Consider the following 26,500-nt stretch of genomic DNA (forward strand, 5'->3'; position numbering starts at 1 on the left):
TTTTCGCTAAAACGTCATCCTGAGGGGCGAAGCCCCGAAGGATCCAGACCTGAATTACTTCACACCGATAAGGCTGAGGTCACGCACGGCACCCTTGTCGGCAGACGAAGCCATCGCGGCGTATGCCTGCAGTGCCTTGGATACCTTACGGTCGCGGTGTTCCGGCTGCCAAGCCTTGGCGCCGCGGGCTTCCATTTCCTTGCGGCGGGCGGCAAGTTCGTCGTCGGTGAGCTGCACGTTGATGCTGCGGTTCGGGATGTCGATTTCGATGACATCGCCCGTGTGCACGAGGCCGATGTTACCCTTGTTGGCGGCTTCCGGAGAAGCGTGGCCGATGGAGAGGCCGCTCGTACCGCCGGAGAAGCGTCCGTCGGTGAGGAGTGCGCAGGACTTGCCGAGGTGACGGCTCTTGAGGTAAGAGGTCGGGTAGAGCATTTCCTGCATGCCGGGGCCACCCTTCGGGCCTTCGTAGCGGATGACGACCACGTCGCCGGCCTTCACCACGTTCGGGTCGAGAATGCCCTTCACGGCATCTTCCTGGCTTTCGAACACCACGGCGGGGCCGGTGAACTTGAAGATGGATTCATCGACGCCGGCGGTCTTCACGATGCAGCCATCGACAGCGAGGTTACCGTACAGAACAGCGAGGCCGCCGTCCTTGGTGTAGGCGTGTTCGCCGTCGCGGATAGCGCCCGTGGCGCGGTCGAGATCGTGATCCGGGTACATGAAGTTCTGCGAGAAGGCGACCAGGTTGTACTTGCGGCCCGGGCCTGCGAGGTAGCGCTGCTTGGCTTCGGCAGTCGGGTTACGCTTGAGGTCGTTCACTTCGAGGGCTTCGCCCATGGTAGCGGCGTGAACGGTCTTTGCATTCTTGTGGATGAGGCCCATGCGGTCGAGTTCGCCCATGATGCCCATGATGCCACCGGCGCGGTTCACGTTTTCCACGTGGATGTTGTGGACGGTCGGAGCCACCTTGCAGATGCACGGCGTGTTGCGGGAGAGGCGGTCGATATCCTTCATGGTGAAATCGACACCCGCTTCCTGGGCCACGGCGAGCAGGTGGAGCACTGTGTTGGAGGAACCGCCCATGGCGATGTCGAGGCGCATGGCGTTTTCGAAGGCGTCCTTTGTGGCGATGCTGCGCGGGAGGATGCTGTCGTCGTTCAAATCGTAATACTGGTGGCAGAGTTCCACGATGCGCTTGCCGGCGGCTTCGAACAGTTTCTTGCGTTCGGCGTGGGTCGCGACGATGGTGCCGTTGCCTGGGAGGCTAAGGCCCAAGGCTTCGGTCAAAGAGTTCATGGAGTTTGCGGTGAACATGCCGGAGCAGGAACCGCAAGTGGGGCAGGAGTTCGCTTCGATGGCGGCCACGTCTTCGTCGCTGACGGAGCTGTCGGCGGAATCGATCATGGCGTCAATCAGGTCGAGGGCGCGGTCCTTGCCGTCCTTCGTGGTCACGTGGCCGGCTTCCATCGGGCCGCCGCTGACGAAGATTGCGGGGATGTTGAGGCGCATGGCGGCCATGAGCATGCCCGGAGTCACCTTGTCGCAGTTAGAGATGCAAACGAGGGCGTCGGCGCGGTGGGCGTTTGCCATGTATTCGGTGGAGTCGGCGATAAGGTCGCGGGAGGGAAGGCTGTAGAGCATGCCGTCGTGGCCCATGGCGATACCGTCGTCCACGGCGATGGTGTTCATTTCCTTGGCGACACCGCCGGCGGCTTCAATCGCGCGGGCGACCACCTGGCCCAAGTCCTTCAGGTGAACGTGTCCCGGAACAAACTGGGTATAGCTGTTCACCACGCAAATCACCGGCTTACCAAAGTCTTCCACCTTGGTTCCAGTTGCGTGCCACAGGGCGCGTGCACCGGCCATTTCACGGCCTTCCATAGTCTTGAGCGAACGAAGTTTCGGCATAATAATCCTCATAGATGTGGCGTCCCCACTTACATTGTCATCCCCGGCTTGACCGGGGATCTTTAATGGGGTGTGCCTTTGTTTGGTGCTGAAATGTAGAAAAAAGGGGACGCCTTGGCCGATTTATACTCCGAAGGGGTGGTGAAGGCCCTAAAAATTCAAAATTTGCGCTAAATCACACAATTTTTGTCGGATTTTGGTGCGTGAACGCCTGTGCAAGTGACTCGGGTCACGATTTTTGCTACAAATTCTGTTTTTTTTCCTAAAAATATGTGATTTTACATAAAAAATGCTAAATTTGGGCAAAAAAAAAGAGGTGTAACTATGGTTTTCTCAATTTCAAATTCAAAGTGTGTTAAGGCGTTGTTAGGAACCCTCATGTTCTGCCTGGTGTTTGTGGGGCAGGCGTTTGCTGCTATTGACTGTGCTACGGGCACGGGTTGGGGCGACTATTTAACGAAATCAGTAACAAAAACAGGTGATTATTATGAAATCTCCACTCCGGAAGAGTTGGCGTGGATTTCTTGCAAGGTGAGGCACAGCAATAGCGCTTTTGCAAATGCAAAAGTCAAGTTGACCCAATCCATAGACATGCAGGGGAAGGTTTTTATCCCAATTGCGGCAGGTGACAAACAAAAATTTAGTGGCACTATTGACGGTCAGGGCTTTACCATATCCAATCTTTATATCAATGGTTCGGAAATCAATAATAACGACACATCAAGTGTTACCCAAAAACCTAGGAATGGAGAAAAACTTTTTGGACAGAATATAGGCCTGGTTGGTGTTCTGAATGGTGGAACTATCAAGAATCTGACTTTGAAAGATGCTCGGATTTATGCGGCCATTGATGCCGGTACTACAGGAAATGAAAAAGGTAATCCTATTTCCGTGGGTACTCTTGTTGGTTGGGTCGATAACGCCAGTACAATTGAGAATTGCGTGGCGTCCGGTTCTATTGAAACGAGTGGTGCTAAAAACCGTGTCGGAGGCATCGTTGGAAACGTGAAAAATATAACCATCACTAATTGCGTCAGCTCGGTAAGCGTGACCGCCAGTGGTGATAGTACATATGTGGGCGGTATTGTCGGTGCGCTCCGTAATGGTGGAACGGTCAATATGTCTTCCTGCGTTTATTCCGGAAATAGCCTTTATACGGTTGATGGTAGCGTTGGCGCCATTGCGGGCAGCTATGAAAGTGTAGGAAGCATTAAAACCGAGGATTTGTTCTATTCCGATGATTTCTGTGAAAATTTGGAGGAAGGTGAAGCGTGCTCCGGCATAGGCTTGTTGCCCAATGGCAAAACTTTCAATGCCGATTCGACCGATAATCTTAACTCGGAAGATGTTGTTTGTAACTTGAATGGTGGTACATGGAATGAAGGTGTATGTACCGGAGACTCGTCTAAAGTTTGGTCTGTTGGACAGTCGAATGTTTCAATGAATGGTTCCGATGGCTATAAGATTACATTCAATGCGAATGGTGGATCGTTTGCCTCTGGCGCAAAGACCTCGAAAGTTTTAGTCAAGAATGCAACTATCACGGCGGACGAAATTGGTGTGCCGACCCGTGAAGGAAAGAAATTTGCAGGATGGGCAACGACAGCGAATGCTGGAGAACCTTCGGATCTTGGTGTTGTGAACGCTGCCACGATTATTTATGCTGTTTGGTATGATTTCTATCAGGTTACCTTTAACACGGGTTGCGACACAGCTTTTTCCGATGCGAAATTCCCTGATTCGACCAAGACGAAAACTATTTCTGTGGCAAAACATGGTACGATTTCTGTAGATGGTTTTTCTGTTCCCACGGTATATGAAATTGGAACAGATGAAAATAAGGTGAAATATTACTTTACCGGCTGGGCTTATGCGCCAAAATCATTTGATGTGAATGATACTGTTGCCGAAACGGATACACTTCACCTCTCTGCTATTGATGTGACTGCACCTGTTACCCTGTATGCCGTTTGGACAAAGGCTCCGACATTCTCCGTCACTTTCGACGCCTCTTTACATGGAAAGACGGATGTCCATTTTGTTAGAATGGTTACTGAAGGGGAAACGGTTTCCCGTCCCGATACTGTCATTACGGATGATGGATACAAGGTTGTCGGATGGTGTGAAGTCGAAAATTGCACAGAGGAAAACGAATATTCCTTTGCTGACTCGTTAAAGGGTAATCTGGTTCTCCATGCAAGGTGGGAAATTGAATCCTATTCTATTAATTATGAATTGAATGGTGGCACAAATGCCTCAACGAATCTGACTACATACAATGTCAATAGTGGCGACATTGTCTTTGCTGCTCCGACCAAAGAAGGCTCCAAGTTTGAAGGCTGGTTCTATGATGCAAATCTGACTAATCCTGCGACTCAGATTGATTCAGGCTCTACGGGCGACAAGACCATTTATGCCAAGTGGACTGTTGCGACCTACACTATCCAATACCTTTCTGGGACTGCGATTTCGGCAACGGTGCCCGGCACTACTAAAACTTATGGTGACACGATTACGCTTAGGGATGCTCCTTCTCAGTTCGCTGTTGGTGGGTGTACTTTCGATGGCTGGTCTAAGGTGGATTATGGTCAGGAAGGGTATGCTGTAGATTATGCATTTGGTGCTAAGTATGCTGATAATGCGAATCTCAAGTTGTTCCCGCATTGGGTTTGCAATACATACAAGATTACATATGAAGTGTATGGTGTTGAAGTAACAAATAGAAATGATACTTCCTATACCGGGCCATATAAGGTTACGTTGCAGAACGCGTTTGTTTCTGGTGACCCTGTAAAGATGGATAATTGGTATTTGGAGCCCACTTTTAAGACTTCTATACGTTATCTCCAGGGTATAGATAAGGATACGACGCTTTATGCCAAATGGTATAACACGATTATCTACAATCCTGGTAGTAGATTGAAGGCCGTGAATAGTAAATTGGGTAGTACAACTGATAAGAAGTTCTTGGACAGTTCTTATACTTTTAAGTCATCTATAAAAGATTTCGTACTTACAAACTACACCCTCGACGGTTGGTCCACAACGGATGGTGGCGAAAAAGTTTACGAACTTGGTGAAACGTACACGACCAACGCAAACTTGACGCTGTATCCGCACTGGATACCAGAAGCGTACCCAATCGTCTACCACAATATCGAAGGTGCGACGTTCGAGACGCCGAATCCGGAAACGTATACGGTTGAGGATGAACTCCCGATTGATCTCAACAGTCCGTCTAAGCCTGGCTACAATTTCTTGGGCTGGTCGCTAACTGAGAATTCGACTGAATATGTTGATGGTATTGCGGCTGGTTCTTCGGGTGAAGCCAATTTCTACGCCAACTGGGAAAAGGTCTATCCGTTCCTGGTCAACGACTTCGGCGCCATCAAGGTTTACGAAGACGAGAATGGAAAGTTGACTGCCGAAATCGATGGTATGTCTACGGGAGATGTGAGCACAATTTCTCCTGAAGATAATGTCCTCGTGAGCTCTATAAACTTCAGCCGTGAATTCCCGGTTAATGAAACAGAATCGGACAAGATGTATTCTACGATTGTTTTGCCGTTTAGTATTGATAAGAGCAAGGTTCCCTCTGCTGATTTTTATGAACTCAAGGCAGTTGATGTCCCGAACAAAACTGTTGAATTCTGGTCGACTAAGGGAACTCTCCAGGCAAATACTCCTTACATTATTCGCACAAAGGCGGCAACACTTGCGTTCAATCTCGATGAAGGAGAGACTGTTGCTCTCAACACGAGCGAATTGAATAATTCGACGAGTGATGATGGTAAGTGGGAGTTCCGCGGTACTTATTCCTATATAAAGTGGAATGATCGTGCTGATGAATTAGGAAGGGCTTATGGTTTCAGGGCTCAGGCCGAAAATTCTAATGCGATTGGTTCGTTTGCAAGAATTGGATCTAGTGCTACCACTCGTCCTTTCCGTGCATACTTGCTTAAGGTGGCGAACCAGCAGGCACGTCGCTATACATTGGCGAAATCCTCTGTTGCGCTCAACACAGCCTCTATCGGCGAAGAAACGGTACCCGGCACGCTGGATGTCGTGATTGTGGACCGCGAAACGGAGCAGACGACTGCCATCGGCACGTTGGATACCGCTACTGGCGAGATCAAGATGATCGATAACTGGTTCGATATGAAGGGCCGCAAGCTGAATAGCAAGCCAACGGCCAAGGGAATTTACTATTATAATGGTAAACGAGTAATGGTGAAGTAGGATGGATCAAAAAAAGGAATACATGGTACCTCAGATGAAAATAGTGGTCCTTGATCTCGGAGTTAAACTCTTGGGTGAGAGTGATCCTGATTCATTTGACGTTATCATTAAAGACCGTCCTTAATTCAAGAGGAAAAAGATGGATAAAAAGAAAGATTATATCGCTCCGGAAATGGAAACTGTTGAATTGAAGGCTCAAGTCAATCTGCTTGAAGAAAGTGATATTCATGGTGACACAGCCTTCGCTCCTCACGAACAGGACCCGCTGGCTTAAGTCTTGAGTTCCGGTTTGGAGGATAGGCTCTTCACCCTCATTCGGCTCGCATTCGGTGCAGGCGAGGGGGAGTGTGCTAATTTCAACGTAGAGACCGCTGAAGAGTGGTCTCTTTTGTATTCCCTGGCGGCCAAGCTCTCGGTCGTGGGGATTGCCTACCGGGGCATCTGCAAACTCCCGAAGGACCGGCGACCGCCGTTGGACCTCGCCTTCCAGTGGGCTAGCGAGGCGGAGGCTATCAGCGGGCATAACCGCCTGATAAATACCGAGGCCGCGAACCTTACCGAACTTTTCCAGAAGCAGGGGAGGCGTACCGCCATCCTGAAGGGGGCGGCCAACGCACGCCTTTACCCGGACAAGTTCATGCGGCAGTGCGGCGATATCGACATCTGGGTCGATGGCGGGCGCGAGAAGGTTGTGGCCCTCCTGCAGGAACTCGGGATGATGTCGCCCGAACCGACGGGCTCGTTCTTCTTTGCGCGCAACAAATCGCGCGAGGAACTTTACGTAGAGGCAAAAAGGCGTCTGGCCGTCTCTGGCCACCATGTGCATCTTGCGCAAAAGTTGAACGGTGTCAGCGTCGAGGTGCATTTCCGGCCGTCTTCGGGGAACTTGAACCCGTTTACGAACAGGCGGCTGCAGCGCTTCCTTGCCCGTGAACTCGAGCATACGGAGGCTGTTCCGGAGGGCTTCTGCGCGCCGTCGATCAAGTTCGCCCTCGCGATGCAGCTTTCGCACGTCCAGCGGCATTTTATTGCTGGCGGAATCGGGCTCAAGCAAGTGGTAGACTACTTCGTCTTGCTCATGAACGCCCCCGAAGACGACCGCAGGGAATTGGCCGGCCTGCTGCGCAAGTTCGGCCTCTACCACACGTGCCGAGCCCTCATGTGGGTGCTCGGGAATACGCTCGGGCTCGAACGGGAACGCATGCTCTGCGCTCCGGACGAACGGCTTGGCAAGCAGATGCTGGAACAGATTCTCCGAGGCGGCAACTTCGGGTACTACGAGAAGGGGGAGCGCCTCTCGATGATTCCGAGATGGTTCTACCGGCGTAGGCGAGCCTGGCGCTTCTGGTCGTTTGGCCCGACCGAGGTCATCTTCTCGGAGATCTTCTACTGGCGTAATTTATTCCGCTCGATACCTATCCGCATCAAGCTCCGGAAGGCATCGATCCGCGATTTGTTCTAAATAAATATTAGATCCCCGTCTTCACGGGGATGACGAAATAAAAAAGACCTCGGCATAAGCCGGGGCCTTTTCAACATGGGGTAATTTCGATTAGTATCTGTCTTTCAGCACCTGCGGGCATTCCACTTCCACATAGTTGTGTTCGGGGTTGCCAGCCGAATGCAGGTAATCTACGAGGAACATGCAGCCCTGCTTGGCCTTGCTGTCATTGCTGAACGCCTTCTCGCATTTTTCGGTAAGGCATTTGGCATAGGTGCCTGCATTGTAGTTGCTTTCCGTTTCACAGTCGGAGAGGAGGCCTCCGTACTGCTGGCCTTGTGCGCCCCAGCCCATGCTGGCGCAGCCATTAAACTGACCCACGCCACCGCCCGGGATCATGATATCGAACTGGCCCTGCGACACGTCGCCGCCAATGTTCGTCGTCATGATGATGAGCTTCTTGCCCTTGATGGCCTTGGTGTTTGCGTTTGTCGAGTTGTAATGTCCTTCGCCAGTAAAGGTCAGCTGGAAGCACTTGCCGCAGGAGCCGCCATCACTTGCAGGCACGGCAGCGAAGGCGAAGCCCATATCGGAGCAGCCGTCGATGGTGAACGGAATCTGGCTTGTGCAGGCCATCATCGAACCACCGGTGCAGACGCTTTGACCGTTCCAGTCAGTGCTTTCGGTGGTACCCTTGTTGGTGCATTGCCTAGAATGGTAGGAGGTATTGTTTTGCACAGAGCAATGGGGCTTGCAGCAGTCCCAGTAACGGGTTGCCCAGCCGGAACCAGTTTTACCGCCATTGACAGTCTTGATGTTGGGGCATCCGCCTGTCAGCTGTGTCGAGCTGCTGGACTGCACGCTGGAGCTAGACTTGGCGCTGCTAGAACTGGACTTTGCACTGCTGGAGGACTTTGCGCTGCTCGAGCTGGACTTGGCGCTGCTAGAAGAGGACCTTGCGCTGCTTGCAGGCGTTGTTGCACCCATATTCTTGCATTCCTTGCCATTCGGGTCGTAATAGCAGTTCAAAGTGCAGGTGTTGTCGTAAGCGTACTGTTCATCGTGGGGGCCCTTAAGACTTGCGTAGTGGGCAACGCACTTGCCCGAAGGTGCATCGTAGCACTGACCTTCACACTGTGTGCTCGGTGCCGTCGAAGAAGAACTCGGCTGTTCCGGCTTGACAGACGAGGAGGACTTGGGTTGTTCCGGGTTGACAGACGAAGACGACTTGGGCTGTTCCGGATTGACAGACGAGGAGGACACGGGCTGTTCCGGTACGATCGTTGAAGACGATGCCGGGGAAACCGGAGTTTCCGAGCTGGAAATATCCGGCTCTTCGCCGCCCTGGAATGGGTCTGTGGGCTGTGTAATGGCATTACCCGACAGGTCGGTAATCGTGCCGTCGGGGTAAATGATTGTCTGTTCCGGGGTGATTACCGGAAGTTGCGAGAGGTCCGGGATGGATGCAATCGGTGCACCGGCTACGTCGGAAAAAATGCCTGTTGCCGGATCGTATGTTCCGACGGGGTTGCCGGCCTTGTCTGTTACGGTGAATTCGCCTGCGCCCGGTGTAATAATGTAGCTCTGGTCGCCAGTGAAAATCCAGCTGGCAGTAGATACAGGGTTAAACTGTTCTGGAGTCTGGGGAGGGGTGCTTATATTGTCGTTGGAGCAGTTCCAAGCGATCACCAAGGCGCTGGAAAGCAGCAATGCTTTAAAATATGGAAATTTCATTATTACCTCATGTTTTTGGCCCAAATATTCCCGCCCAAAAAATACATATATATATATAAAATAGGTTGTAAAAAAAATGTTAGGGTGATGTCTGTCAAGACAAACTGTTCTCTAGGTGTTCCTCTTTGCGAGAGGATTTGTTTCAGGGTAAAAAAACTGTAACTTTCTTACCCAAAAAATCGTCTAGAGAGTTGCAATGAAAACGTTCAGGGTGATTCCGCCGTGGCTCGTGATGATTTTCTTGACCTGCGGGTTACGTGCAGGGTCGAGTGCGGGGCATGCCTGCAGCAGGTTTGCCGTGCAGGTGTATTTCGCGCCATTTCGAGTGTCGTCTTTGGGGGAAAGAATTGCGACCGTGAGTGGCTTGCCCGCAGTATTTAGATCGTGGGCGAATTCTGCGAGTTTTTTGCCGATTCTGGTGTAGAGTTTTGGGGCGTCAAAGTCGAGGCGCTTGCCGTAGGGCGGGTTCAGGACCATTGCAGGCTGCGAGCCGGCAGGGCATGCGCATGCAATCTCTTCGGCAGTGTAGGTGAAGAAGTCCTTGACTTGTGGGGCGATTGCCGGAGCGTTCCTGCCTTGTGGTGCGGAGGCGAGCGGGCTGCATTCCACGTTGTGGCGGATGATGCTTATTGCGCGTTCCGAGATGTCTGTGGTGGCGATTGCCGCAAGTGGACACACTTGCGCTTCGCGCTTCGGTGTGACGCTGGGGGAGGCATTGCGCTTCGGTGTGACTATGTGGTTCCAGGTGGCGGGCTTGAACGCAGGCTGGTGCCTGAGCGCGAAGTCGCGGCACACGCCGGGGATAAGCCCGCTTGCCATGTATGCGGCCTCGAGACTGAATGTGCCGCTCCCTGCCATCGGGTCGATGAGGGTAATCGGTGCGGCGACGAGCGCGGAAATCTCGAACAGCATCGCTGCGGCGATGGTCTCCTTGAGCGGGGCGTCGTTGACGTGCCGCTCGTGTCCGCGCTTGTACAGTTCCTCGCCGGCGAGGTCGAGCCAGATAGTGCAACGGTCGTCGATGAGCGTTACGAAGATGTTTTGCGGGAAGTCTTCGGCTTTGACTCTATCACCTTCGGCTCCAGAGTGACAATTGTGGAGGCTTTCTCCGATGACGTTGTAAAGGCGTTCGGCTACGGCGTCGCTGTGGTACAGGCGTGAATGCTTGCAGGTAACATGGATGTCGAGTGTTGCCTGCCCGGAAGGAGCCTGGGAAGGCATTGCGGGCAAGTAAAGTTCCCACGGGATTTCGGTGGCCTTCTTCTCGAGTTCGCGGAAGTTTTCTGCCTTGAAATCGGCGATGTGCATCAGGATGCGGTTCGCGATGCGGGTGTAGGCGACAGCTTTCCAGGCATCAACGATTTTCGCGGTGAATTCGACCTTGCCGTCTCCGACAACGCGCGGTTGGCAAAATTCTATTTCTTCGGCGAGAGTTTGTTCGAAACCGAGCGGAACGACTGCCAAAAAAAGATGCGGCTTCCCGATAACCTGCCTCTTGAGGCGTTTTTCGAGAGCCGCTTCCATCTTTACCTACAGTCTGTGTATTAGCTGTGCAGGTATTCCACGATGGCGTCGTGGATCGTGGTGAACACGCTGCGCAGTTCGTCTTCATCCTCTTCGAGGAGCGTCACGCGGAAGCCCTTCAAGTCAGTGCAGAAGCTGGTACTCGGAACCACGCAGATGCCCTTCGCGCCCAGCAGGTAGTACACGAAGCGGTAGTCCAGGTTCGTGGTCTTGCTGCACCATTCCTCCACCTTCTTCTTGATGATCGGGTTGTCAATCTTCAAGCTCTGGTGGCTGTTGAGCGTCCCTTCGCGGAAGATGATGGTGTTGTAGAATGCGCCGTAGGTCGGGTTGAAGTACAGTTCCGGAATGTCGGAAAGTATTTCGTTGATGATGGCACTGCGGCGGCCAATCTTCTCGTTCAGCGCGGTGCGGTGTTCGATAAAGCGCGGATCGCCCAGCACACGCGGAATGGTCATCTGCGGGAGCGTGGTCGAGCAGACTTCCACCATCTTCGCGTTGTCGATGGCGCGGCAGAAGGCGTCGAACTGTTCGTCCTTGTCGCGGTTGTAGTATTCGGCCCAGCCGCAACGAGCGCCCGGCCACGGGTATTCCTTGGAAATGCCCTTGAGCGCGATGCCCGGAACGTCACCGATGTATTCGGCGAGAGCGTAGGCGTGGGCGCCGTTATAGGTAATCTTGTTGTAGATTTCGTCGCAGATGATGAACAGGTTGTAGCGCTTCGCGATGTCCACAATCTTCTTGAGGATGTCGAGCGGGTAGACCATGCCGGTCGGGTTGTCCGGGTTCAAGATGAGGATGCCCGCGATGCTCGGATTGTACTTCACCTTGTTCTCGAGCTCATCCAGGTCCGGATACCAGTGGTTCTCGGGCTGGAGGCTGTAGGTGATGGGGGCCGTGTGGGCATGTGCCGCTTCGGCGGAGCTGTGGGTGGAGTAGGCCGGGGCCGGTCCGATGATGCGGGTGTTCATCGAGAGCAGGCCGTAGATGGTGGCGATGGCGTCACCGAGGCCGTTGAAGAACAGGATGTCGTCGACGTTGATCTGTGCGCCGCCGAGCTTGTTGTTCTCTTTTACCAGGAATTCGCGGGTCTCGAGCATGCCCTTGGAGGGGCAGTAGCCGTAGCTGCGGTTCGTCTTGACGAGGTCGACCACGATGTCCTTGATCCAGTCAGGAATCTGGCACTTCTTTTCGATCGGGTCGCCGATGTTTTCCCAGTGGATGGGGAGGCCGAGTGCCTTGAGCTGGTTTGCCTTCTTCACGATCTCGCGGATTTCGTAAGAGAGTTCCTTGGCACCTTCGCTCAAAAGTCTTCTGCGCATTTTATGCTCCTGTATAGGTATCGAAAATTCTTTTTGCGCTGTAATTATAGCATAAAATTGTTCAAGAATTTCCGTTGTTCCTTGTGGTTAGTGGTTAAAATGGGGGTAAATAAAAAAAGCAGCTGTTTGCGGGGCTGCCCTTGAAACTTGCTATCTGGATTTTGGCGTTATGCCTTGCAGACTTTGGTTTCTCTGGACAGCCCCATAATAGCTCGGGCTGCTGCCGGGCTTGCTGCAATCGCTGCTGCTGCGATGAAGTTCTGTCCAAAGATTTTGCTCATGTGCAGAAATATAGTTTGGGTATGGGTGTTTTGTCAAGGTTGTTATTTACTGCGTTTAGATTTCTATATTCAGGCCATGACTCACGAGACCCTGTATGACCCGATCCGCAAGAAGGATGTTCCCGCCACGCCCGAAGAACACGTGCGCCAGGCGACTATCCGGTTCCTGCTGGACGTAGTCAAGGTGCCCGCACACCTGATAACGGTGGAGTTCGGGCTGTGCGCCATCGAACCTGCGACGGATGACCGCGTCGACATCATCGTCAACAATTTCCGTGAGGGCTCTCCGCTCGATAAGCCGTGGCTGCTGGTGGAATGCAAAGCCCCCGGCGAATACACGTGGGACTCACTGCAGGTGCAGCTCAACCGCTACCTGAAGGTCTTGACGCCCAAGTACGTAATGCTCGCGCTAGGCGATGCTACCGCCTATTTTGAATACGATGCGGCGACAAGACGCTTTTCAAAAATTGTCGGTTTACCCATTTTTTGAAATACGATTTTGTTCAAATCCACCCCTTATAAGGTGAAATATTCCGAATAAACTTAAAAAACACTTCCCTTTTACAAACATTTTTCTTTTTTCTTCTGATTTTCTACTGAAAAAAAGCATATATTTTTTTCCGTGAAGGAAATGAGAAGAATTATTCTAGATGGAATACTCCTTGCTCTTGCAGGGGTGTTTTTTGCTTGTAATCAAGATAAGCCTGCTGAGAAAATCAAGCCGACAACCGTCGAGCAGGTTCAGCCTGGAAAGGTCGAACCGAGGAAAGACGTCAAGCTGATTCCGCCACCGGTTCCAATGGTCTATCGTGACGAGAGGGTTGCTTCTTCGTCGGCCGATACAGTTCCAGCGGATCCGGTTTCGGCCGATATTGCAACTGCCGCGTCCGGGGCTCCTGAACCAGAATCTTCTTCTGAAGAAGTAGTCCTTTCTTCGTCGTCGAGTGCTCAGAGCGTTGCGCGCGTCGTTCCGGCTCCCATAGTCTCGTCTTCTTCGGAACCCGAACCGCCGCCGCCCGTTTACTGCGAAGAAGTGCCCGAAGGCGTTCTATGCGACAAGCGCGACGGCCAGATGTACAGGACCGTAACCATTGGCAGCCAGGTGTGGATGGCGCAGAACCTGAACTACAATGCCGAGAACAGCTGGTGCTACGACAACCAGAACGAAAGCTGCAAGATATACGGCAGGCTTTATTCCTGGACATCCGCAATGGGGCTCGATGATTCCTTTGCGACGACATCGGCGGCTGCGCAACTGACAAAGGAACACCAGGGTGTGTGCCCCGACGGCTTCCACATGCCGACCAGTGCCGACATGAAGGCGCTTATCGCCTACATGAAGAAGCACAACAAGTTTGAAAAGGAAAGGTCCGGTACGCTCCTCAAGATGAAGTTCTCCTGGATGAACAGCGAGGAATGGCCCGAAGGTACGGATCGATTCGGGTTCGGCGCGATGGCTTCCGGATTCAGGAACTCGAAGGGCGTATTCAGGGAATTGGGCAAGGATGCCGATTTTTGGGTCGCCGAAGAGAGCAAGGCTTCGGCTTCGCATGCTCCGTACTGGAACCTCTACTACGATAATGACGAGTTCCTCGGCGATTACAGCAAGAGCAAGCTGTATGCGTATTCAGTACGCTGCCTGAAGAACAAGAAACACTAAAAACAAGAAATACCAATAAGATGGCGAATCGAGTTCGCCATGACGATGCTCTCAATGCAAAAAGAAATCCCGCTTAATGCGGGATTTAATTTTTATGGAGTGATGGGCGCGAAGGTGTTCGCGTTTTGCCTTACTTCTTCGGCTCGATGACTTCCATGCCGCCCATGTACGGACGCAGCACTTCAGGGATCTTGAGCGAGCCGTCCTTCTGCTGGTAGTTGTCGCAGATGCCGACCATCACGCGCGGCGTTGCAAGGCCAGAACCATTCAGCGTATGCACGTAGACGTTCTTGCCGCCGATCTTCGTCTTGATGTTGGCGCGGCGTGCCTGGTAGTCTTCGAAGTTGCTGCAGGAGCTGACTTCGAGCCACTTCTTTTCGACCGGGGCGTAGACTTCGAGGTCGTAGCATTTGGCGGCACCGAAACCGAGGTCGCCCTTGCAGAGGGCCAGACGGTGGTAGGGGAGGCCAAGCTTTTCCAAAAGCATTTCGCCAAAGCGGGTGAGTTCTTCGTGGTCTTCGTAGCTACGTTCCGGGTGGGCGAAGTAGACCATTTCCACCTTGTTGAACTGGTGCAGACGGAGGAGACCGCGGGTGTCCTTGCCGTAGGAGCCGGCTTCGCGGCGGAAGCAGGCGGAGTAGGCGCAGATGCGCTTCGGGAGTTCGGATTCCGGAATCACTTCGCCGGCGTAAAGGTTGGTCAGAGGCACTTCTGCGGTCGGGATGAGGAACAGGTCGTCGTCCTTGTCGCAGCGGTACATGTCTTCTTCGAACTTCGGGAGCTGGCCGGTGCCACGCATGGTATTGCGGGTCACGAGGTACGGCGGCGTGAATTCTTCGAAGCCGTTCTTCATGTGTTCGTCGAGGAAGAACTGGATGAGGGCGCGTTCCAGGCGGGAACCCCAGCCGCGGTAGACCGGGAAGCCGGAACCGGAAATCTTGGCGCCACGTTCAAAGTCAAAGATGCCGAGGCGTTCGCCGAGGGTCTTGTGGTCCACGCGGGCGAAGTCATCGTTCTTGGTGTAGTAGTCGGCAGGAATCGGGCCGTCCTTCTCCACCACGTTGTCCGAGCTGTCCTTGCCTTCCGGGGAACGCGGGGCAATGTTCGGCACGTGCATGAGCATTTCGGTCTGCTTGTAGTCGAGGTCCTTGAGCTTTTTGTCGAGTTCGTCGATCTTGTCGCCGAGGGCGCGCATGGCGGCAACGGCCTCGTCGGCGTTCTCGCCCTTCTTCTTGAGGTCGCCGATGCGCTTGGATTCGGCGTTGCGTTCGCTCTTGAGGCGTTCCACTTCGGTGAGGAGCGGGCGGCGTTCGTTATCGATGGCGAGGACGTCCTTCAGGCTCACGGTCGTGTACTTCTTTTCGGTTTCAGCAATGTAGTATTCCGGATTTTCGCGGATTTTCTTGATGTCAAGCATTTTATGCCTCGGATGATAAAAATTTTACGCGGAGAATATAGAAAAAAAGCCGCGGGCCGAGTCAGCGTCAGACCCGCACAATCTCGTCGCAGAGGGTGCAGATGGCGGTTCGGTGGGTAATGAAGATCATCGTCTTCTCGGGGTAGGCGGCGAAAAGGCGGGTGTACAGTTCTCGCTCGGTTTCCTCGTCGAGCGAAGCGCTGATTTCGTCGAGCAACAGGATGCTGCCCGAACGCAGGAGCCCGCGTGCGATGGCGATACGCTGTGCCTGGCCCTCGCTGAGCCCGCCTCCGCGTTCCCCGAGTTCGGAATCAAGGCCATCGGGGAGTTCGAACACAAAATCCGCACAGGCGGTATGCAGTACGGCCTTCAGCTCGTCGTCGGTAGCATTGGGCCTTGCAAGCAGCAGGTTGTACCGGATGGAGCCGCTCATGAGCGTGTTGCCCTGCGGAACGTATACGAAGTTCGCGCGCGTGGATTTGCCTGCCTGAATGCTCGTAGCTGGTTTGTCGCCCGAGTAAGACTGCGCTTCATAAACCGAGACATTCCCGAGAGTGGGCTCGACAAACCCGAGCATGAGCCGGAAAAGCGTTGTCTTTCCTGCGCCGGTTTCACCCAGGAGCGCCGTCTTTGTTCCCGGCTTAAAGTCGTGCGAAAAGTGCTCGATTATCTCGCGGTCGCCCTTTGCGTACCTGAACGTGACATCGTCGAACCGAATGCCCGCGCTATTCAAAATTTGATTATCCGTCCGGGGTTCATTACTTTCATCTGTCTGCAGTTCCTCAAGGCGGTCGATACTTGCTGTGGAGTGTATGACCTGCGGGGTCATGTTCAGGAGCGAAAGAATTGGCTGCTGGATTTGACCTACGAGTTGCAGGAACGATGTCATCACGCCAAAAGTGATGGTTCCGTGATAGAGCCCGAGGCCGCCCCAGATGAATGCGGCGAGGTAGCCGAACCCGAAGGCGATACCCAGCATGAACCTCGTGATGACGGAAAAACGCGTGCGTCGCAGTACGTTGCCCCGGAGTTCCTGCTGCATGGAATCGAGACGGTCGGCAACCCACTGTTCGCTCCCGAGGGAACGCAGGACCGCGTTGTATTCGACGCCTTCCTGCACGTGCATCTGTATCTGGCTTTCCTTTTCGCGGATGTCGAGGGTCATGCGCTTGAGTTTGCGTGCGACGAACTTGCCGAGGATGATGGCGAGCGGGGTGAAGATGACAAGTGCCCAGGCGAGCCAGGCGTCGAAGAAACGCATGAGGAGGAATGCACCCAGCAGCTGGATGCCTGTCACGACCATCTGCGGGACTGTTTCTGCGATTACGCCTGAAACAGAATCGATGTCCTTGGACAGGCGCGAGGTGATATCGCCGGAGTGGAGCTCATTCTCGTCGAAAAGCCTTCTGGAAAAGAGTTTCGAGAACAGGCTGAGACGCAGTTCGTTCGACTTGCAGGTCGATGCTACTGTCGTCATGTAGAAGTAAACCTGGCGGAGCAATATGCGGCCGAGTACCGTGAGCGCAAGCAGGATAATCATCTGCACGATATCATCCTTGCTGCCCGTATGGATGGTCTCGTCGATAAACCGCTTGGAGAGCCATACCATCAGGAGTCCGAGCCCGACCTGAGCGGTCCCGAACAGGATACGCACCGAACTATTCAGGCGCGTCCCTCGCGTATTCTGCCATAGCCAGGCTACGTACTTCATTCTACGACGCCGACCTTCTTCCATTCGCCGACGATGGAATTCACGTCGGCAATAGCCTGTTCGCGTGCCACGTCGTATTCTTCACAGAGGGCGTCGGTGAGGGAATCTACGGAAAAGTCTCCCTGTTCGCCGGCCTTTTTCCAGAGGAATGCCGCCGTCTCGTTGAGGCACAGGAGACGCCCGAAGTCGAGTGCCCCGATGCCTTCTCCCATGATGACCTGTTCGCCGCACACGTCGCGCAGCACGAATCCTTCTTTCAGTTTCATAAGCTTTTTACCTTGCGGATAATGCGATATACCAATAGTAGCCATTTTCTGATGGGCTTGAGCCTGCCCCAGAGCCTGGCGCGGCGACGAGCCGACGCAGAAACGAGCGAGCGCCTCTTTCCGCCGGCGCTCACTACGTAGGTGGCTGCTGCCTTGATGTCTTGCCGGCTGCAGTGCTCGACTCCGTAGAGATTCCCGTCGCCCATGAGCGTAACGTGCTCGCCGTCTATTTTAACAATGCGGTGGATGACATAGCGGCAGTTTTCCACGTAGGCGAGGACGACGTCTCCGACCTGTATGGCAAGCGGCTTTTCGAGAATGACGCTTTCACGCCCGCCGACGATAAACGGGAGCATGCTCCTGCCGTTGACGGGGAAGGTGACCGATATTCCTTCGCTCACGAGCCGGATGGCCTCGGAAAGAATTGCGCTATCGCTTGCCAAAGCCTGTTCCATGCTAAGAAACCTTTATGGCGTTATGGCATGTCCTTGCAGCATCACCATCGGGCAGGCACTGCAGGTGCCATACACGGGCATCGCGTGCAATCGCATTTTCGGTATTGTGTAGCCCGTCGGCAATTTTACGGTCCCAGCGCTTGCCGGATATGCTCGTGAGGATAGCCGGCAAGCGCTGGGACCCCACGCAACGCCCGAATCTTGTTGAACGGAGCCTGTTCCAGGAGCACGATGCCACCCAGGGGGTACGATTCGTTCTTGTAGCACGGGGTCTTGCCGCTCCATGGGGAACCATAGACGCGGATGCCTTCGGGGAGCACGCGCACCACCGGGTTGTCGTCGTTCAGGAGCGAAGTATCGGCGATATTTTCAAGCCAGAGCCTTGCGTGGGTGCTCTTGCCAGTCCCGCTCTTGCCAAGGAACATGTATCCGTGGCCCCCGTGCACGACTACTGCCGAATGGAAAAGTGCCGTACCGAGGGGGGCGGTTGCGAGGGCGAACAGGACCATCAGGGCGTTGTTGACGCAGTAACGGGAAGCATAGTCCGTTATGTATACGGTAGCACTCTTGTAGCCGTTCTCGCAGACAAGTGTACCGGAAAGCCTGTGGGCGAGCCTGAACTCGAAAACGTTCTTGCCGTCTGGCGTGTGTCCGCAAATTATCTGCTGGCCTTCTTCGTCCTGCCTGGTTTCCTCGGCGTATTCAATCATCGAACCTGTCTGTACGATGCGCAGAGTAAAGACGGTAGGCGAGGGGTCGCTTGCCGTAATGGCGAACGGGGCGTAATTCTCAAGCCCACCTCCGATATCGAGGTCCGTTTCGAGCGTAAACACGTGCCCTGCGACTTTGTACGAGCGTGCGGTCATTCTTGCGGTGTCCTTTTTTATACAATATAAAAATAAAACTACATTTACAACATGGTAAAGATCTTACGGAAAATTGCTCCGTCGATGTTCATTGCGGTTAGCGCCCTGCTTGTGGCTATGTGTGTGTTGGCCGGCTGTTACAGCTTTACAGCGAGTACGCTCCCGAGCCACATCAAGACTGTACAGATTCACGATGTCGATGACAAGACGCTCGATCCGGTGCTTGCAAACAGTATCCACACGGCTGTTGTCGAAATGTTCAAGAAGAACGCGGGTGGCGTACGCCTAGTGAACGAGGAAGCAAATGCCGACTTCGAGATAACGCTGCTCAGCTACACGAACAAGCCCGAGAACTACAACAGCAACAGTGACGTGGAAACCTACCGCGTATCCATCCGCGTGAGCGTGAAGTTCTACGATAACGTGAAGGAACGCATCATCTACGAGAACAAGTCGCTTTCTGCAGAAGGTGTGTACGACGTGCAGAAGAATGAGGCCGAGGACCGCCATGGCCAGGCCCGCGCTATCGAGAAACTGCAGGATCTTATTATCGCGAACGCCCTCGCTAAATGGTAGTCGCTAGATAAAATCCGAGACGTGAACGGTCTTTTCGTTCAGCAGGGCCTCGGTGAGTGTCGAACCTACGTAAGTCAATTTAAGCGAGAAGAACGGTTCTCCACGTTCGAGCAGGGCGAGGAATATCAGATCGCCGTCCCAGTGGGGGAGTTTGATCACGTCTTCCTTGGGAACCCATTCGAGAGTCCCCTCGTCGCAATCCTTTAGAGTCCCCGTGAATTCGGTCGCCGTAAACAGGTGCATGAACTCTGTCTCCTGCATGCCGTCGCTGATAAACGTCACGATTCCGCGGTATTGGGGGCGTACAAGCGTGAGACCGGTCTCCTCGAGCGTTTCACGGCGGATGCAGTCCTCTGGAGATTCCTTCTCCTCGAACTTTCCACCGATACCAATCCATTTGTCCTTGTTGATGTCGTTCTTCTTCTTGACACGGTGGAGCAGCAGGTACTTGCCGTCTTGCTCGATGTAGCAGAGGGTCGTGTTTATCATTCTTGTTCTTCGGCTGTTTCTTCAATGTAGGGAATCAGGCGCACTCCGCTCGAATTCCAGTGCTTGAACTGTTCGCCCTGCGGGAGCTTCGTTCCATACCCCTTGGCCTTGATGCGCTTCTCGTCGATTCCTTTCTCAACCAGGTAGTCGGCGATGGCCTGGGCCTGCTTCTCGGAGACTTCCTGCCCGCTGGGGGAACTGCACTGGATTTCGAGGATAAAGATGTTCTTGCGCATGAGGTAGATGACGTCGTTTAGCGACGTGTAGCTCGAATTCAGCAGGACATCGGAATTATTCTTGAACTTGATACGCGTAGCAAGCGAGTTCAGGTTGTTCCTGGGTTTCAGAGGACAGCCGTTGTTACCGACAAGGACGTTCTGGAATGTTCCCGGGCACTTGTCGAGATAGTCTAGAATTCCGTCACCGTCGGTGTCTATGGGGCACCCGAGAGAGTCGACAGGAGCACGTGCGGGAGTGTTCGGGCACTTGTCCGTTGCATCGGGAATGCTGTCGTGGTCGTGGTCAGACGGGCATCCGTTCTGGTCTACCGGGAATCCGACAGGCGTGTCGTGGCACTCGTCCTTGCTGTCGGGAACACCATCGTGGTCATTGTCGGCAGGGCAACCGTCGTCGTCGACAATTTCGCCCTCATGGCTGTTGGGGCACATGTCGATTTCGTCGGGGACGCCGTCCTTGTCGAAATCGAGCGGGCAGCCGTGTATGTCGACGGGGTATCCGCGTGGGGTCTCGGGGCACGAGTCGCGTTCGTTCAGGACGCCATCGTGGTCGTCGTCGAGGGGGCAGCCGAATTCGTCGACTTTGTCGCGCGAAAGGGAGTTGGGGCACCTGTCGCGGTTGTCGTCTACGCCGTCGTTGTCGCTATCGCGTATGCAGCCCACACTGTCGACGGCCGTCCCAACCGGTGTGTTCGGGCAAATATCGATGTAGTCGGGGACGCTGTCGTTGTCGGAATCGATAGGGCAGCCACGGTAGTCGACGCCGACTCCGCGCGGGGTTCCCGGGCAGTCGTCAAAGAAGTTCATGACTCCGTCGAGGTCAAGGTCGACAGGGCAACCCCTGGTGTTGACTGCGACCCCGAGTTCGGTGTTGGGGCACAGGTCCTCGCGGTCAATGACGCCGTCGTTGTCGCTGTCCTTGTGGCTGAAATCAATTGTTTTCGTAATGGCGAGGACCATCGAGAATTCTGGCGTGCCACGGATATTGTATTCGAGGCTGCGGCCATCGTGCCTGCGGTGGACCTCGATGCTGTTACCCAGATTCATGTCGCGTACGAAGTCGAAACCGACATCCATGCCGAGCATCAGGTTGAGCATGTTGGGCAGGTGGATCTTTACCGCGGGCGTTACGCGGAATACATCGTTCATGATGGAACGGGCAAACTTGTCGCGGAACAGTTGCGTTTCTGCAGTCACCTCGATGACACCCGATACAATCTTCTTGGGGAACAGCTCGAAGCCCGAACCCCACAGCAAGGAATGGTTATCGGAGTTCGTTACATGCAGGTAGCCCATGTACGAGTTCCAGTAGAGGATGTCGTTGATGTTGACCGAGAGGAGACCTTCGAAGAGGAGCGCCCACTTGCCCGCCGTAAAGGCGTAGGAATCCTCGTCCTCGTAGATATACCACTGGTGCCTGGGGCGGAAACCGATTCCCTTGGCACCTGTAGGAGCGGCCGCCTCGATAAGGAAACCGACGTTCACCGGTGTAGTGGGAATGGGGTAGGAATACTTGAGGTAGGCCAGGAAGTCTCCGATGCCGAAGCCGTCGAGGTCGGTCCCCTCGATTTCGCCCTCGTAGTAGAGTGGCAAGCTTGCGCCGAATTCAAAGTTGTCTGTAACGCCGAAGGCGAACGAGATAGCGCCTCCCGAGGAGGGGGTGTTCTTGTCCAGTTCGTATATGGAGTCTGTTCCGGCCGGCGAATAGCCGTTCATGGCGAGCGCGTGGCCGTCGTTTATCGTCTCGTAGCTGCCCGAAATAAACAGAAAGCCCTGCTCGAGCGTGTTCGCCGTCGGAACGCGCACGCCTTCCAAGTTCCTGCCGATGCCTATCTGGGCATGGAGGATTGAGGCTAAAATAAGCAGTGTAGAGAGGATTTTTTTCATAATCCGCCTAAAAATTTAATTTTTTTTTGATTTTCCTATTTCCATTTTAAAGATTATGTATATATTTGCCTCCGTGAGTCTCGTGTCAAAACAGAATCAGGATTTACCTTCCTGGCATAGGAAAGCGCAGAAGGCGTACCACGTAAACCGCGTGATTATCCTTCTTCAGATGGTCGCAGCCCTGGTCATGTGCGGTGTAATCCTGTATGGCATGGCGCGGGTGTTATAGAGAATTAAGAGGTATTATGTTACAATTCGCCTATCATTGCGGTCGCCGCCCCAAGAATGATGGTTTTGATGCCCCGATGCCCTTCTCTAACGAAGAGGAAGAAGAGGAAATCGAAGAAGAGGAAGAAGTGGACGAAGAAGTGGACTTCGACCAGCCTTCCTTTAAGCGCGACCAGATCTGGTCGGACTACGCCGAAGACCTGGACTACGACCAGTGATCCGCTGGTTTAGGCTTGCGGGCATATCAATTGCCCTCTTGGCTACATCCGTGCTGCTGGCCTGTGCTCCAAAGCAGGCTGCATCCGGTATTGCCGATGTGCAGGTGGCTGAGCCGCCTGTGAGCGATACGGTTTCCTTTGCGGAATGGTCCCTCCGGTTCAAGGTCTCCGATTCGCTATCCATCCGCCCGTCGTGGGAAAACTACCAGTATGCATTGCAGGCGATGGACAACCAGGAATGGAACGCCGCTAGGCGCTACCTCCAGAGGTCGCTGCGCAATCTCGTTACCGAACATTTTGATTCTACCTACGCAAACGTGAGCCCGAAGGAGGATTCCCTCTACAGGCTCAAGATGTCTGTCCTTATTATACGCGCGTTCGACGAAGTCTACCCCAACGAGGTGATTAATCCCGACGAGGGCCCGCTGGACGGTATATACCAGGATGAGAGCGTGCTCGCCGACAGCGCGGCGCTGACGAGCATCGAGGACCAGCTCGATTCCATGGATGTTGCCGATTTCACCCTGCCTGTGAAGTTCAACGAGCGCGTGATGCAGGAAATATTCTACCTCACCACCAAGGCGAAGAGCTTTACCGAGGGCTCCCTCAGTCGCAAGACGGCCTATGACTCGATGGTTTATGCGAAGCTCGCCGAGCACAACATGCCGCGCGACCTTATCTTTCTTTCGCTGGTGGAATCCGGCTTCAAGGTGAAGGCCTACAGCCGTGCGAAGGCTTCGGGCCTGTGGCAGTTTATCCCGGAGACCGGCAAGCGCTATGGCCTGAGCGTCGACTACTGGGTGGACATGCGCCGTAACCCGGAACTGGCTACCGAGGCTGCCCTCAATTACCTTTCGTACCTGTATAGCGAGTTTGGCGACTGGCTCCTCGCGATGGCCGCCTATAACTGCGGTGAAGGCCGAATCCGTCGCGAAATCCGTGAATGGAAGGCCGACCCGACCCACGACACGACTCTTCCCGTATCTTACTGGGACCTGGAACTCCCGAAAGAGACCATGCACTACGTGCCGCGTATCCTTGCGGCAATGGTCATCGGACATTACCCCGACCAGTACGACATGAACGTGAAGCAGACTTTCCGCCCTCAATTCGATACGGTCACCGTGTTCGACTCGTTCCCGCTCGAAGAGGTTGCGAAACTCCTGAAGGTCCCCGAGGATACCCTCCGTACCCTGAACATGGAACTCGTGATGTGGTGTACGCCCCCAAATACGGATTCATACCTGCTCAGGCTTCCTGTCGGAACCCGTTCGGCATTTGTCGAGGGCTATGACAGGATGCAGAAGAACAACTTCTCGAGCTGGCACCACCACAAGGTCAAGAAAGGCGAGAACCTCGGTGCCATTGCCCGCCAGTACGGTATCACGGTCACGGAACTCCGCCAGGCGAATGACCTGAAGAACGATAAACTGCGCCAGGGCAAGACCCTGCTTATTCCGATCAAGGTCACGCCGCGCAAGTCCTCGGGCAAGAAGCCCATGAAGGTCCGCACCTACGTGGTGGAACTTGGTGATAACCTCGCGTCTGTTGCCCGCCAGTTCGGTGTTTCGCAGGAATCCTTGCGCCTATGGAATTCCCTCGATGCCGCAGCGGTCATCAAGCGCGGCGATACGCTGTACGTCTCGAAACCCGAAATGCGCCCCTCGGGAGAATCCAGGAAGATTGAACTCAAGAAGGGCGAACGCTACGTGGTAGGCGAGGGCGATACCTACGCCAATATAGCCCAGGCACTGGAAATCCCGGTTGCACTCCTGATGCAGGCGAATGGAGGATTCGTGAAGCGCCTTTCTATTGGCGATTCGCTGGTCGTGCCTGCCTACACACCGCCCAAGAAGCCGAAATATGTAGCTGCAGACAAGAATGCCGCGGGCAAGGGTGCAAATGCCAAGAAGGCCGACGCCAAGAAAGACGACAAGAAGCCTGTGCTCAAGGGCAATACCTACGTGGTGGAATCGGGCGACAACTTGTACTACATCTCGAAGAAGTTCTCCTGCACGGTCGAAGACCTGATGAAGTGGAACAACCTCTCCAACGCGAATATCCATCCGGGCGATACGCTCGTTGTGCGTGGCGGAGCGACGAAGGCCACTGCGGGTACCGCCAGTACGGCCAAGTCGGGCGAGTTTATCACCTACACGGTGAAGCAGGGCGATTCCCTGTTCGATATCGCCAAGAGCTACAAGACGACAATCGACAGCATCGTCAAGTGGAACAACCTGGCCGATACCAAGATAAAGGCCGGCGACAAGCTGAAGATCAAGAAACCCTAAAAAAAGTAAAGGCGACCTTAAGGCCGCCTTTTTGCATTAGAACTAGGCTCTAGAACAGGTCTATCGTGAAGTTCACGTAGGGCTGCAGGAAGGCATCGAAATCGAGCATGAATTCATCGCCATCCTTGTTGTCCGAAATGGGCTGTTCGTAGTAGGTGTGGAAGTATTCATGCGTATTGCGGATACCGCCGGCAATGGTCAGCGCATGGAACGCAATCCGCAGGCCTGCGCCGTAGGTGTAGCCCCAGATGGCGGGGGCAAGGTACTTGGAATCGTTCTGGAAGAACGTCTTGCCCGTGATGCCGCCGGCAAAGCCGTAGAGCTTGCACATGAACTGGTAATTATAGCTGGTGAACAGCGGGACGCCGAAATCTACGCCAATCTGGGCAAGCGCAATGTGAATCTTGTGATGGCCCTTGACATCTTCCTTTTCGACGGGTACGTTCCATCCGTCGTACTCGATTTCCATCTCTTCCTGTAGCCTGTAGCCTTCCTTGAGGTTCCTGTCCTGGTAGTCCACGCCCAGGAACTGATAGGCGAGTATGGCGTAGATACCGACATAGTTGTTGAAGGGGAGGATGCCCGTACCACCGAAGGTGTACGTATTGCTCACGTCGATGTCGTACTTGCGGTTGTTAACCTTGTAGGACCAGTTTACGTTGCCCATCTTGATGTTCGTGAACTCGACATAGGGGCCGATGGCGAAGCGCTCCTCGTACTCGTCGGTGTCGCTCTTTTGGGAAGCGGCCATGGAATTGTCGATGAAGACGGTGTCAGCCTGGGAAAAGGCGCAGGCGGCAAGGACAAAAGCAAATATTTTTTTACTCATAGTGGTAAATTTAATTTTTTTGAAAAAAAATTGTTTTCATGTGGATAAACTTGGGAAAAAAAGTGTAGTTTTAGTGGCAGAAGAACAAAAATCACCCTTTGGAGTAAAAAAATGAAGAAAACACTTCTCGGAATTTGTGGCCTCGGTCTCGCCTTATCCCTAGTCGCCTGTGGCGATGATGTCAATTTTAAGGATCCTGCCTCCGTGCAGAAGTTCCTTGCCAAGAGCGATCCGCAGGGAGTTCGCAAGGCTCTCGAAACCAAGCATATTGCTCTTAACGCCAATAACTTCATTAACTATGCCTTCAACAGCGATACCCTCATGATGACCGTGTTCCTGAAGGCCGCTTTCGAAATTGATGCCGCTGCCGATAATGGCAACAACGCTGTCGCCATTGCCGCGAACAAGGGTAACGTGATGGTGCTGAACTACCTCTTCGACCATGGTGCCAAGGCCAACGTCAAGAACAGCCTCGGCGAACCCGTTCTCGACAACGCCGTGATGATGGGCAATACCGACGTGGTGAAGATTCTCATCGACCAGCTCAAGAAGGAAGGCGCTGATCCGGCTTCTCTCGGTACAGGCGTGCTTATCGCTGCCAAGACGGGCAAGGTTGACATGCTCCAGGTTCTCGCCGACGCCGGCGCTCCGCTCGACAACCGCGGCCCGGACGGTTACCTCCCGATTCACTGGACGGTCAAGTCTGGCAACTACGACGCCATGATGTTCCTCATCGAGAAGGGTGTCGACGTGAATGCCAAGTGCGGCCAGGGCTACTCCGTGCTCGACTGGGCCACCAACGAAGGCTACACCCGCCTGATCAAGGCCCTGAAGAAGGCTGGCGCCAAGAACACTCCGCAGTACTTCAAGGATTCCAAGAAGTAAGCCGTAATTATTGCATTTTTTCACAAGGAAC

Annotated in this window: 23 protein-coding genes; 10 read left to right on the forward strand and 13 right to left on the reverse strand. The window is 53.9% G+C overall.

The annotated features are described in order from the left end of the window. Window positions 1-54 precede the first annotated feature (54 nt). A complete protein-coding gene (ilvD, locus tag B7994_RS05640) occupies window positions 55-1,914 on the reverse strand; it encodes a dihydroxy-acid dehydratase (RefSeq protein ID WP_088637483.1) in 1,860 nt (619 codons plus the stop codon). Window positions 1,915-2,292: 378 nt separating this feature from the next. On the opposite strand from ilvD, the gene B7994_RS05645 reads away from it, so the two are divergent. The 3 genes from B7994_RS05645 to B7994_RS05650 all read left to right on the forward strand — a co-directional run bounded on the left by B7994_RS05645 (window position 2,293) and on the right by B7994_RS05650 (window position 7,615). Further along, entirely contained in the window at window positions 2,293-6,153 is a 3,861-nt protein-coding gene (locus B7994_RS05645; RefSeq protein ID WP_158213085.1) for an InlB B-repeat-containing protein, read from the forward strand. Between the two features lie 139 nt (window positions 6,154-6,292). Then, entirely contained in the window at window positions 6,293-6,427 is a 135-nt protein-coding gene (locus B7994_RS14345; protein ID WP_255396903.1) for a hypothetical protein, read from the forward strand. Window positions 6,428-6,430: 3 nt separating this feature from the next. After that, complete coding sequence (locus B7994_RS05650; protein ID WP_088637485.1) at window positions 6,431-7,615, forward strand: nucleotidyltransferase family protein; 1,185 nt, start codon at window positions 6,431-6,433, stop codon at window positions 7,613-7,615. 90 nt (window positions 7,616-7,705) lie between these two features. Here B7994_RS05650 and B7994_RS05655 read toward each other — a convergent pair whose 3' ends face one another. From B7994_RS05655 to B7994_RS05665, 3 genes are all read right to left on the reverse strand, one after another. Further along, complete coding sequence (locus B7994_RS05655; protein WP_088637486.1) at window positions 7,706-9,328, reverse strand: glycosyl hydrolase family 5; 1,623 nt, start codon at window positions 9,326-9,328, stop codon at window positions 7,706-7,708. A gap of 183 nt (window positions 9,329-9,511) precedes the next feature. Then, window positions 9,512-10,852 (reverse strand): class I SAM-dependent RNA methyltransferase, encoded by a 1,341-nt coding sequence (locus B7994_RS05660; protein WP_088637487.1) that lies wholly within the window; start codon window positions 10,850-10,852, stop codon window positions 9,512-9,514. Between the two features lie 20 nt (window positions 10,853-10,872). Continuing rightward, entirely contained in the window at window positions 10,873-12,174 is a 1,302-nt protein-coding gene (locus B7994_RS05665; protein ID WP_088637488.1) for a pyridoxal phosphate-dependent aminotransferase, read from the reverse strand. A gap of 357 nt (window positions 12,175-12,531) precedes the next feature. Between B7994_RS05665 and B7994_RS05670 the strand changes: the two genes are divergently transcribed. Then, window positions 12,532-12,945, forward strand: a complete 414-nt coding sequence (locus B7994_RS05670) for a type I restriction enzyme HsdR N-terminal domain-containing protein (RefSeq protein WP_088637489.1) — start codon at window positions 12,532-12,534, stop codon at window positions 12,943-12,945. Between the two features lie 141 nt (window positions 12,946-13,086). Further along, entirely contained in the window at window positions 13,087-14,115 is a 1,029-nt protein-coding gene (locus tag B7994_RS05675) for a fibrobacter succinogenes major paralogous domain-containing protein (RefSeq protein ID WP_158213086.1), read from the forward strand. Between the two features lie 130 nt (window positions 14,116-14,245). Here the strand turns inward: B7994_RS05675 and serS are convergent, their stop codons facing one another. The 6 genes from serS to B7994_RS05700 form a co-directional block, all read right to left on the reverse strand. Further along, complete coding sequence (gene serS, locus B7994_RS05680) at window positions 14,246-15,532, reverse strand: serine--tRNA ligase (protein WP_088637491.1); 1,287 nt, start codon at window positions 15,530-15,532, stop codon at window positions 14,246-14,248. Between the two features lie 67 nt (window positions 15,533-15,599). After that, on the reverse strand, window positions 15,600-17,243 hold the full coding sequence (locus tag B7994_RS05685; RefSeq protein ID WP_158213087.1) for an ABC transporter ATP-binding protein: 1,644 nt from the start codon (window positions 17,241-17,243) through the stop codon (window positions 15,600-15,602). Then, window positions 17,240-17,509 carry a PqqD family protein gene (locus B7994_RS05690; protein WP_088637493.1) on the reverse strand — a complete coding sequence of 90 codons (270 nt, stop codon included), beginning with the start codon at window positions 17,507-17,509 and terminating at the stop codon, window positions 17,240-17,242. The genes B7994_RS05685 and B7994_RS05690 overlap by 4 nt, the downstream gene beginning before the upstream one ends. Next, complete coding sequence (locus tag B7994_RS05695) at window positions 17,506-17,964, reverse strand: S24/S26 family peptidase (RefSeq protein ID WP_088637494.1); 459 nt, start codon at window positions 17,962-17,964, stop codon at window positions 17,506-17,508. The genes B7994_RS05690 and B7994_RS05695 overlap by 4 nt, the downstream gene beginning before the upstream one ends. Window position 17,965: 1 nt before the next feature. Then, the gene (locus B7994_RS14050; RefSeq protein WP_158213088.1) at window positions 17,966-18,136 is read right to left on the reverse strand and encodes a hypothetical protein; all 171 of its coding nucleotides are present in this window, start codon (window positions 18,134-18,136) and stop codon (window positions 17,966-17,968) included. Beyond that, complete coding sequence (locus B7994_RS05700; RefSeq protein WP_088637495.1) at window positions 18,090-18,830, reverse strand: hypothetical protein; 741 nt, start codon at window positions 18,828-18,830, stop codon at window positions 18,090-18,092. The genes B7994_RS14050 and B7994_RS05700 overlap by 47 nt, the downstream gene beginning before the upstream one ends. A gap of 51 nt (window positions 18,831-18,881) precedes the next feature. On the opposite strand from B7994_RS05700, the gene lptE reads away from it, so the two are divergent. Then, a complete protein-coding gene (lptE, locus tag B7994_RS05705) occupies window positions 18,882-19,406 on the forward strand; it encodes an LPS assembly lipoprotein LptE (protein ID WP_088637496.1) in 525 nt (174 codons plus the stop codon). A 3-nt stretch (window positions 19,407-19,409) separates the two neighbouring features. On the opposite strand, the gene B7994_RS05710 is transcribed toward lptE, so the two are convergent. Continuing rightward, window positions 19,410-19,895, reverse strand: coding sequence for an 8-oxo-dGTP diphosphatase (locus tag B7994_RS05710; protein WP_088637497.1), 486 nt, complete (start codon window positions 19,893-19,895; stop codon window positions 19,410-19,412). Continuing rightward, on the reverse strand, window positions 19,892-22,018 hold the full coding sequence (locus B7994_RS05715; RefSeq protein ID WP_088637498.1) for an OmpA family protein: 2,127 nt from the start codon (window positions 22,016-22,018) through the stop codon (window positions 19,892-19,894). Before B7994_RS05715 ends, B7994_RS05710 begins: the two co-directional genes overlap by 4 nt. Window positions 22,019-22,073: 55 nt before the next feature. Here B7994_RS05715 and B7994_RS14055 point away from each other — a divergent pair, with 55 nt between their 5' ends. Genes B7994_RS14055 through B7994_RS05720 form a run of 3 tightly spaced genes read left to right on the forward strand, consistent with a single transcriptional unit; the run spans window position 22,074 to window position 24,755 of the window. Then, window positions 22,074-22,247, forward strand: coding sequence for a hypothetical protein (locus tag B7994_RS14055; RefSeq protein ID WP_158213089.1), 174 nt, complete (start codon window positions 22,074-22,076; stop codon window positions 22,245-22,247). Between the two features lie 16 nt (window positions 22,248-22,263). Continuing rightward, window positions 22,264-22,464: a hypothetical protein gene (locus B7994_RS13895; RefSeq protein ID WP_144063770.1), complete on the forward strand. Its 201-nt coding sequence runs from the start codon at window positions 22,264-22,266 to the stop codon at window positions 22,462-22,464. Continuing rightward, on the forward strand, window positions 22,461-24,755 hold the full coding sequence (locus tag B7994_RS05720; protein ID WP_088637499.1) for a LysM peptidoglycan-binding domain-containing protein: 2,295 nt from the start codon (window positions 22,461-22,463) through the stop codon (window positions 24,753-24,755). The genes B7994_RS13895 and B7994_RS05720 overlap by 4 nt, the downstream gene beginning before the upstream one ends. 49 nt (window positions 24,756-24,804) lie before the next feature. Here B7994_RS05720 and B7994_RS05725 read toward each other — a convergent pair whose 3' ends face one another. Beyond that, window positions 24,805-25,584 (reverse strand): hypothetical protein, encoded by a 780-nt coding sequence (locus B7994_RS05725; RefSeq protein ID WP_088637500.1) that lies wholly within the window; start codon window positions 25,582-25,584, stop codon window positions 24,805-24,807. Between the two features lie 111 nt (window positions 25,585-25,695). Here B7994_RS05725 and B7994_RS05730 point away from each other — a divergent pair, with 111 nt between their 5' ends. Continuing rightward, complete coding sequence (locus B7994_RS05730; RefSeq protein ID WP_088637501.1) at window positions 25,696-26,469, forward strand: ankyrin repeat domain-containing protein; 774 nt, start codon at window positions 25,696-25,698, stop codon at window positions 26,467-26,469. Window positions 26,470-26,500: the final 31 nt, after the last annotated feature.

Origin of the sequence: Fibrobacter sp. UWR2 (assembly GCF_002210285.1) — a bacterium.
In the GTDB taxonomy this organism is placed as follows: Bacteria; Fibrobacterota; Fibrobacteria; order Fibrobacterales; family Fibrobacteraceae; genus Fibrobacter.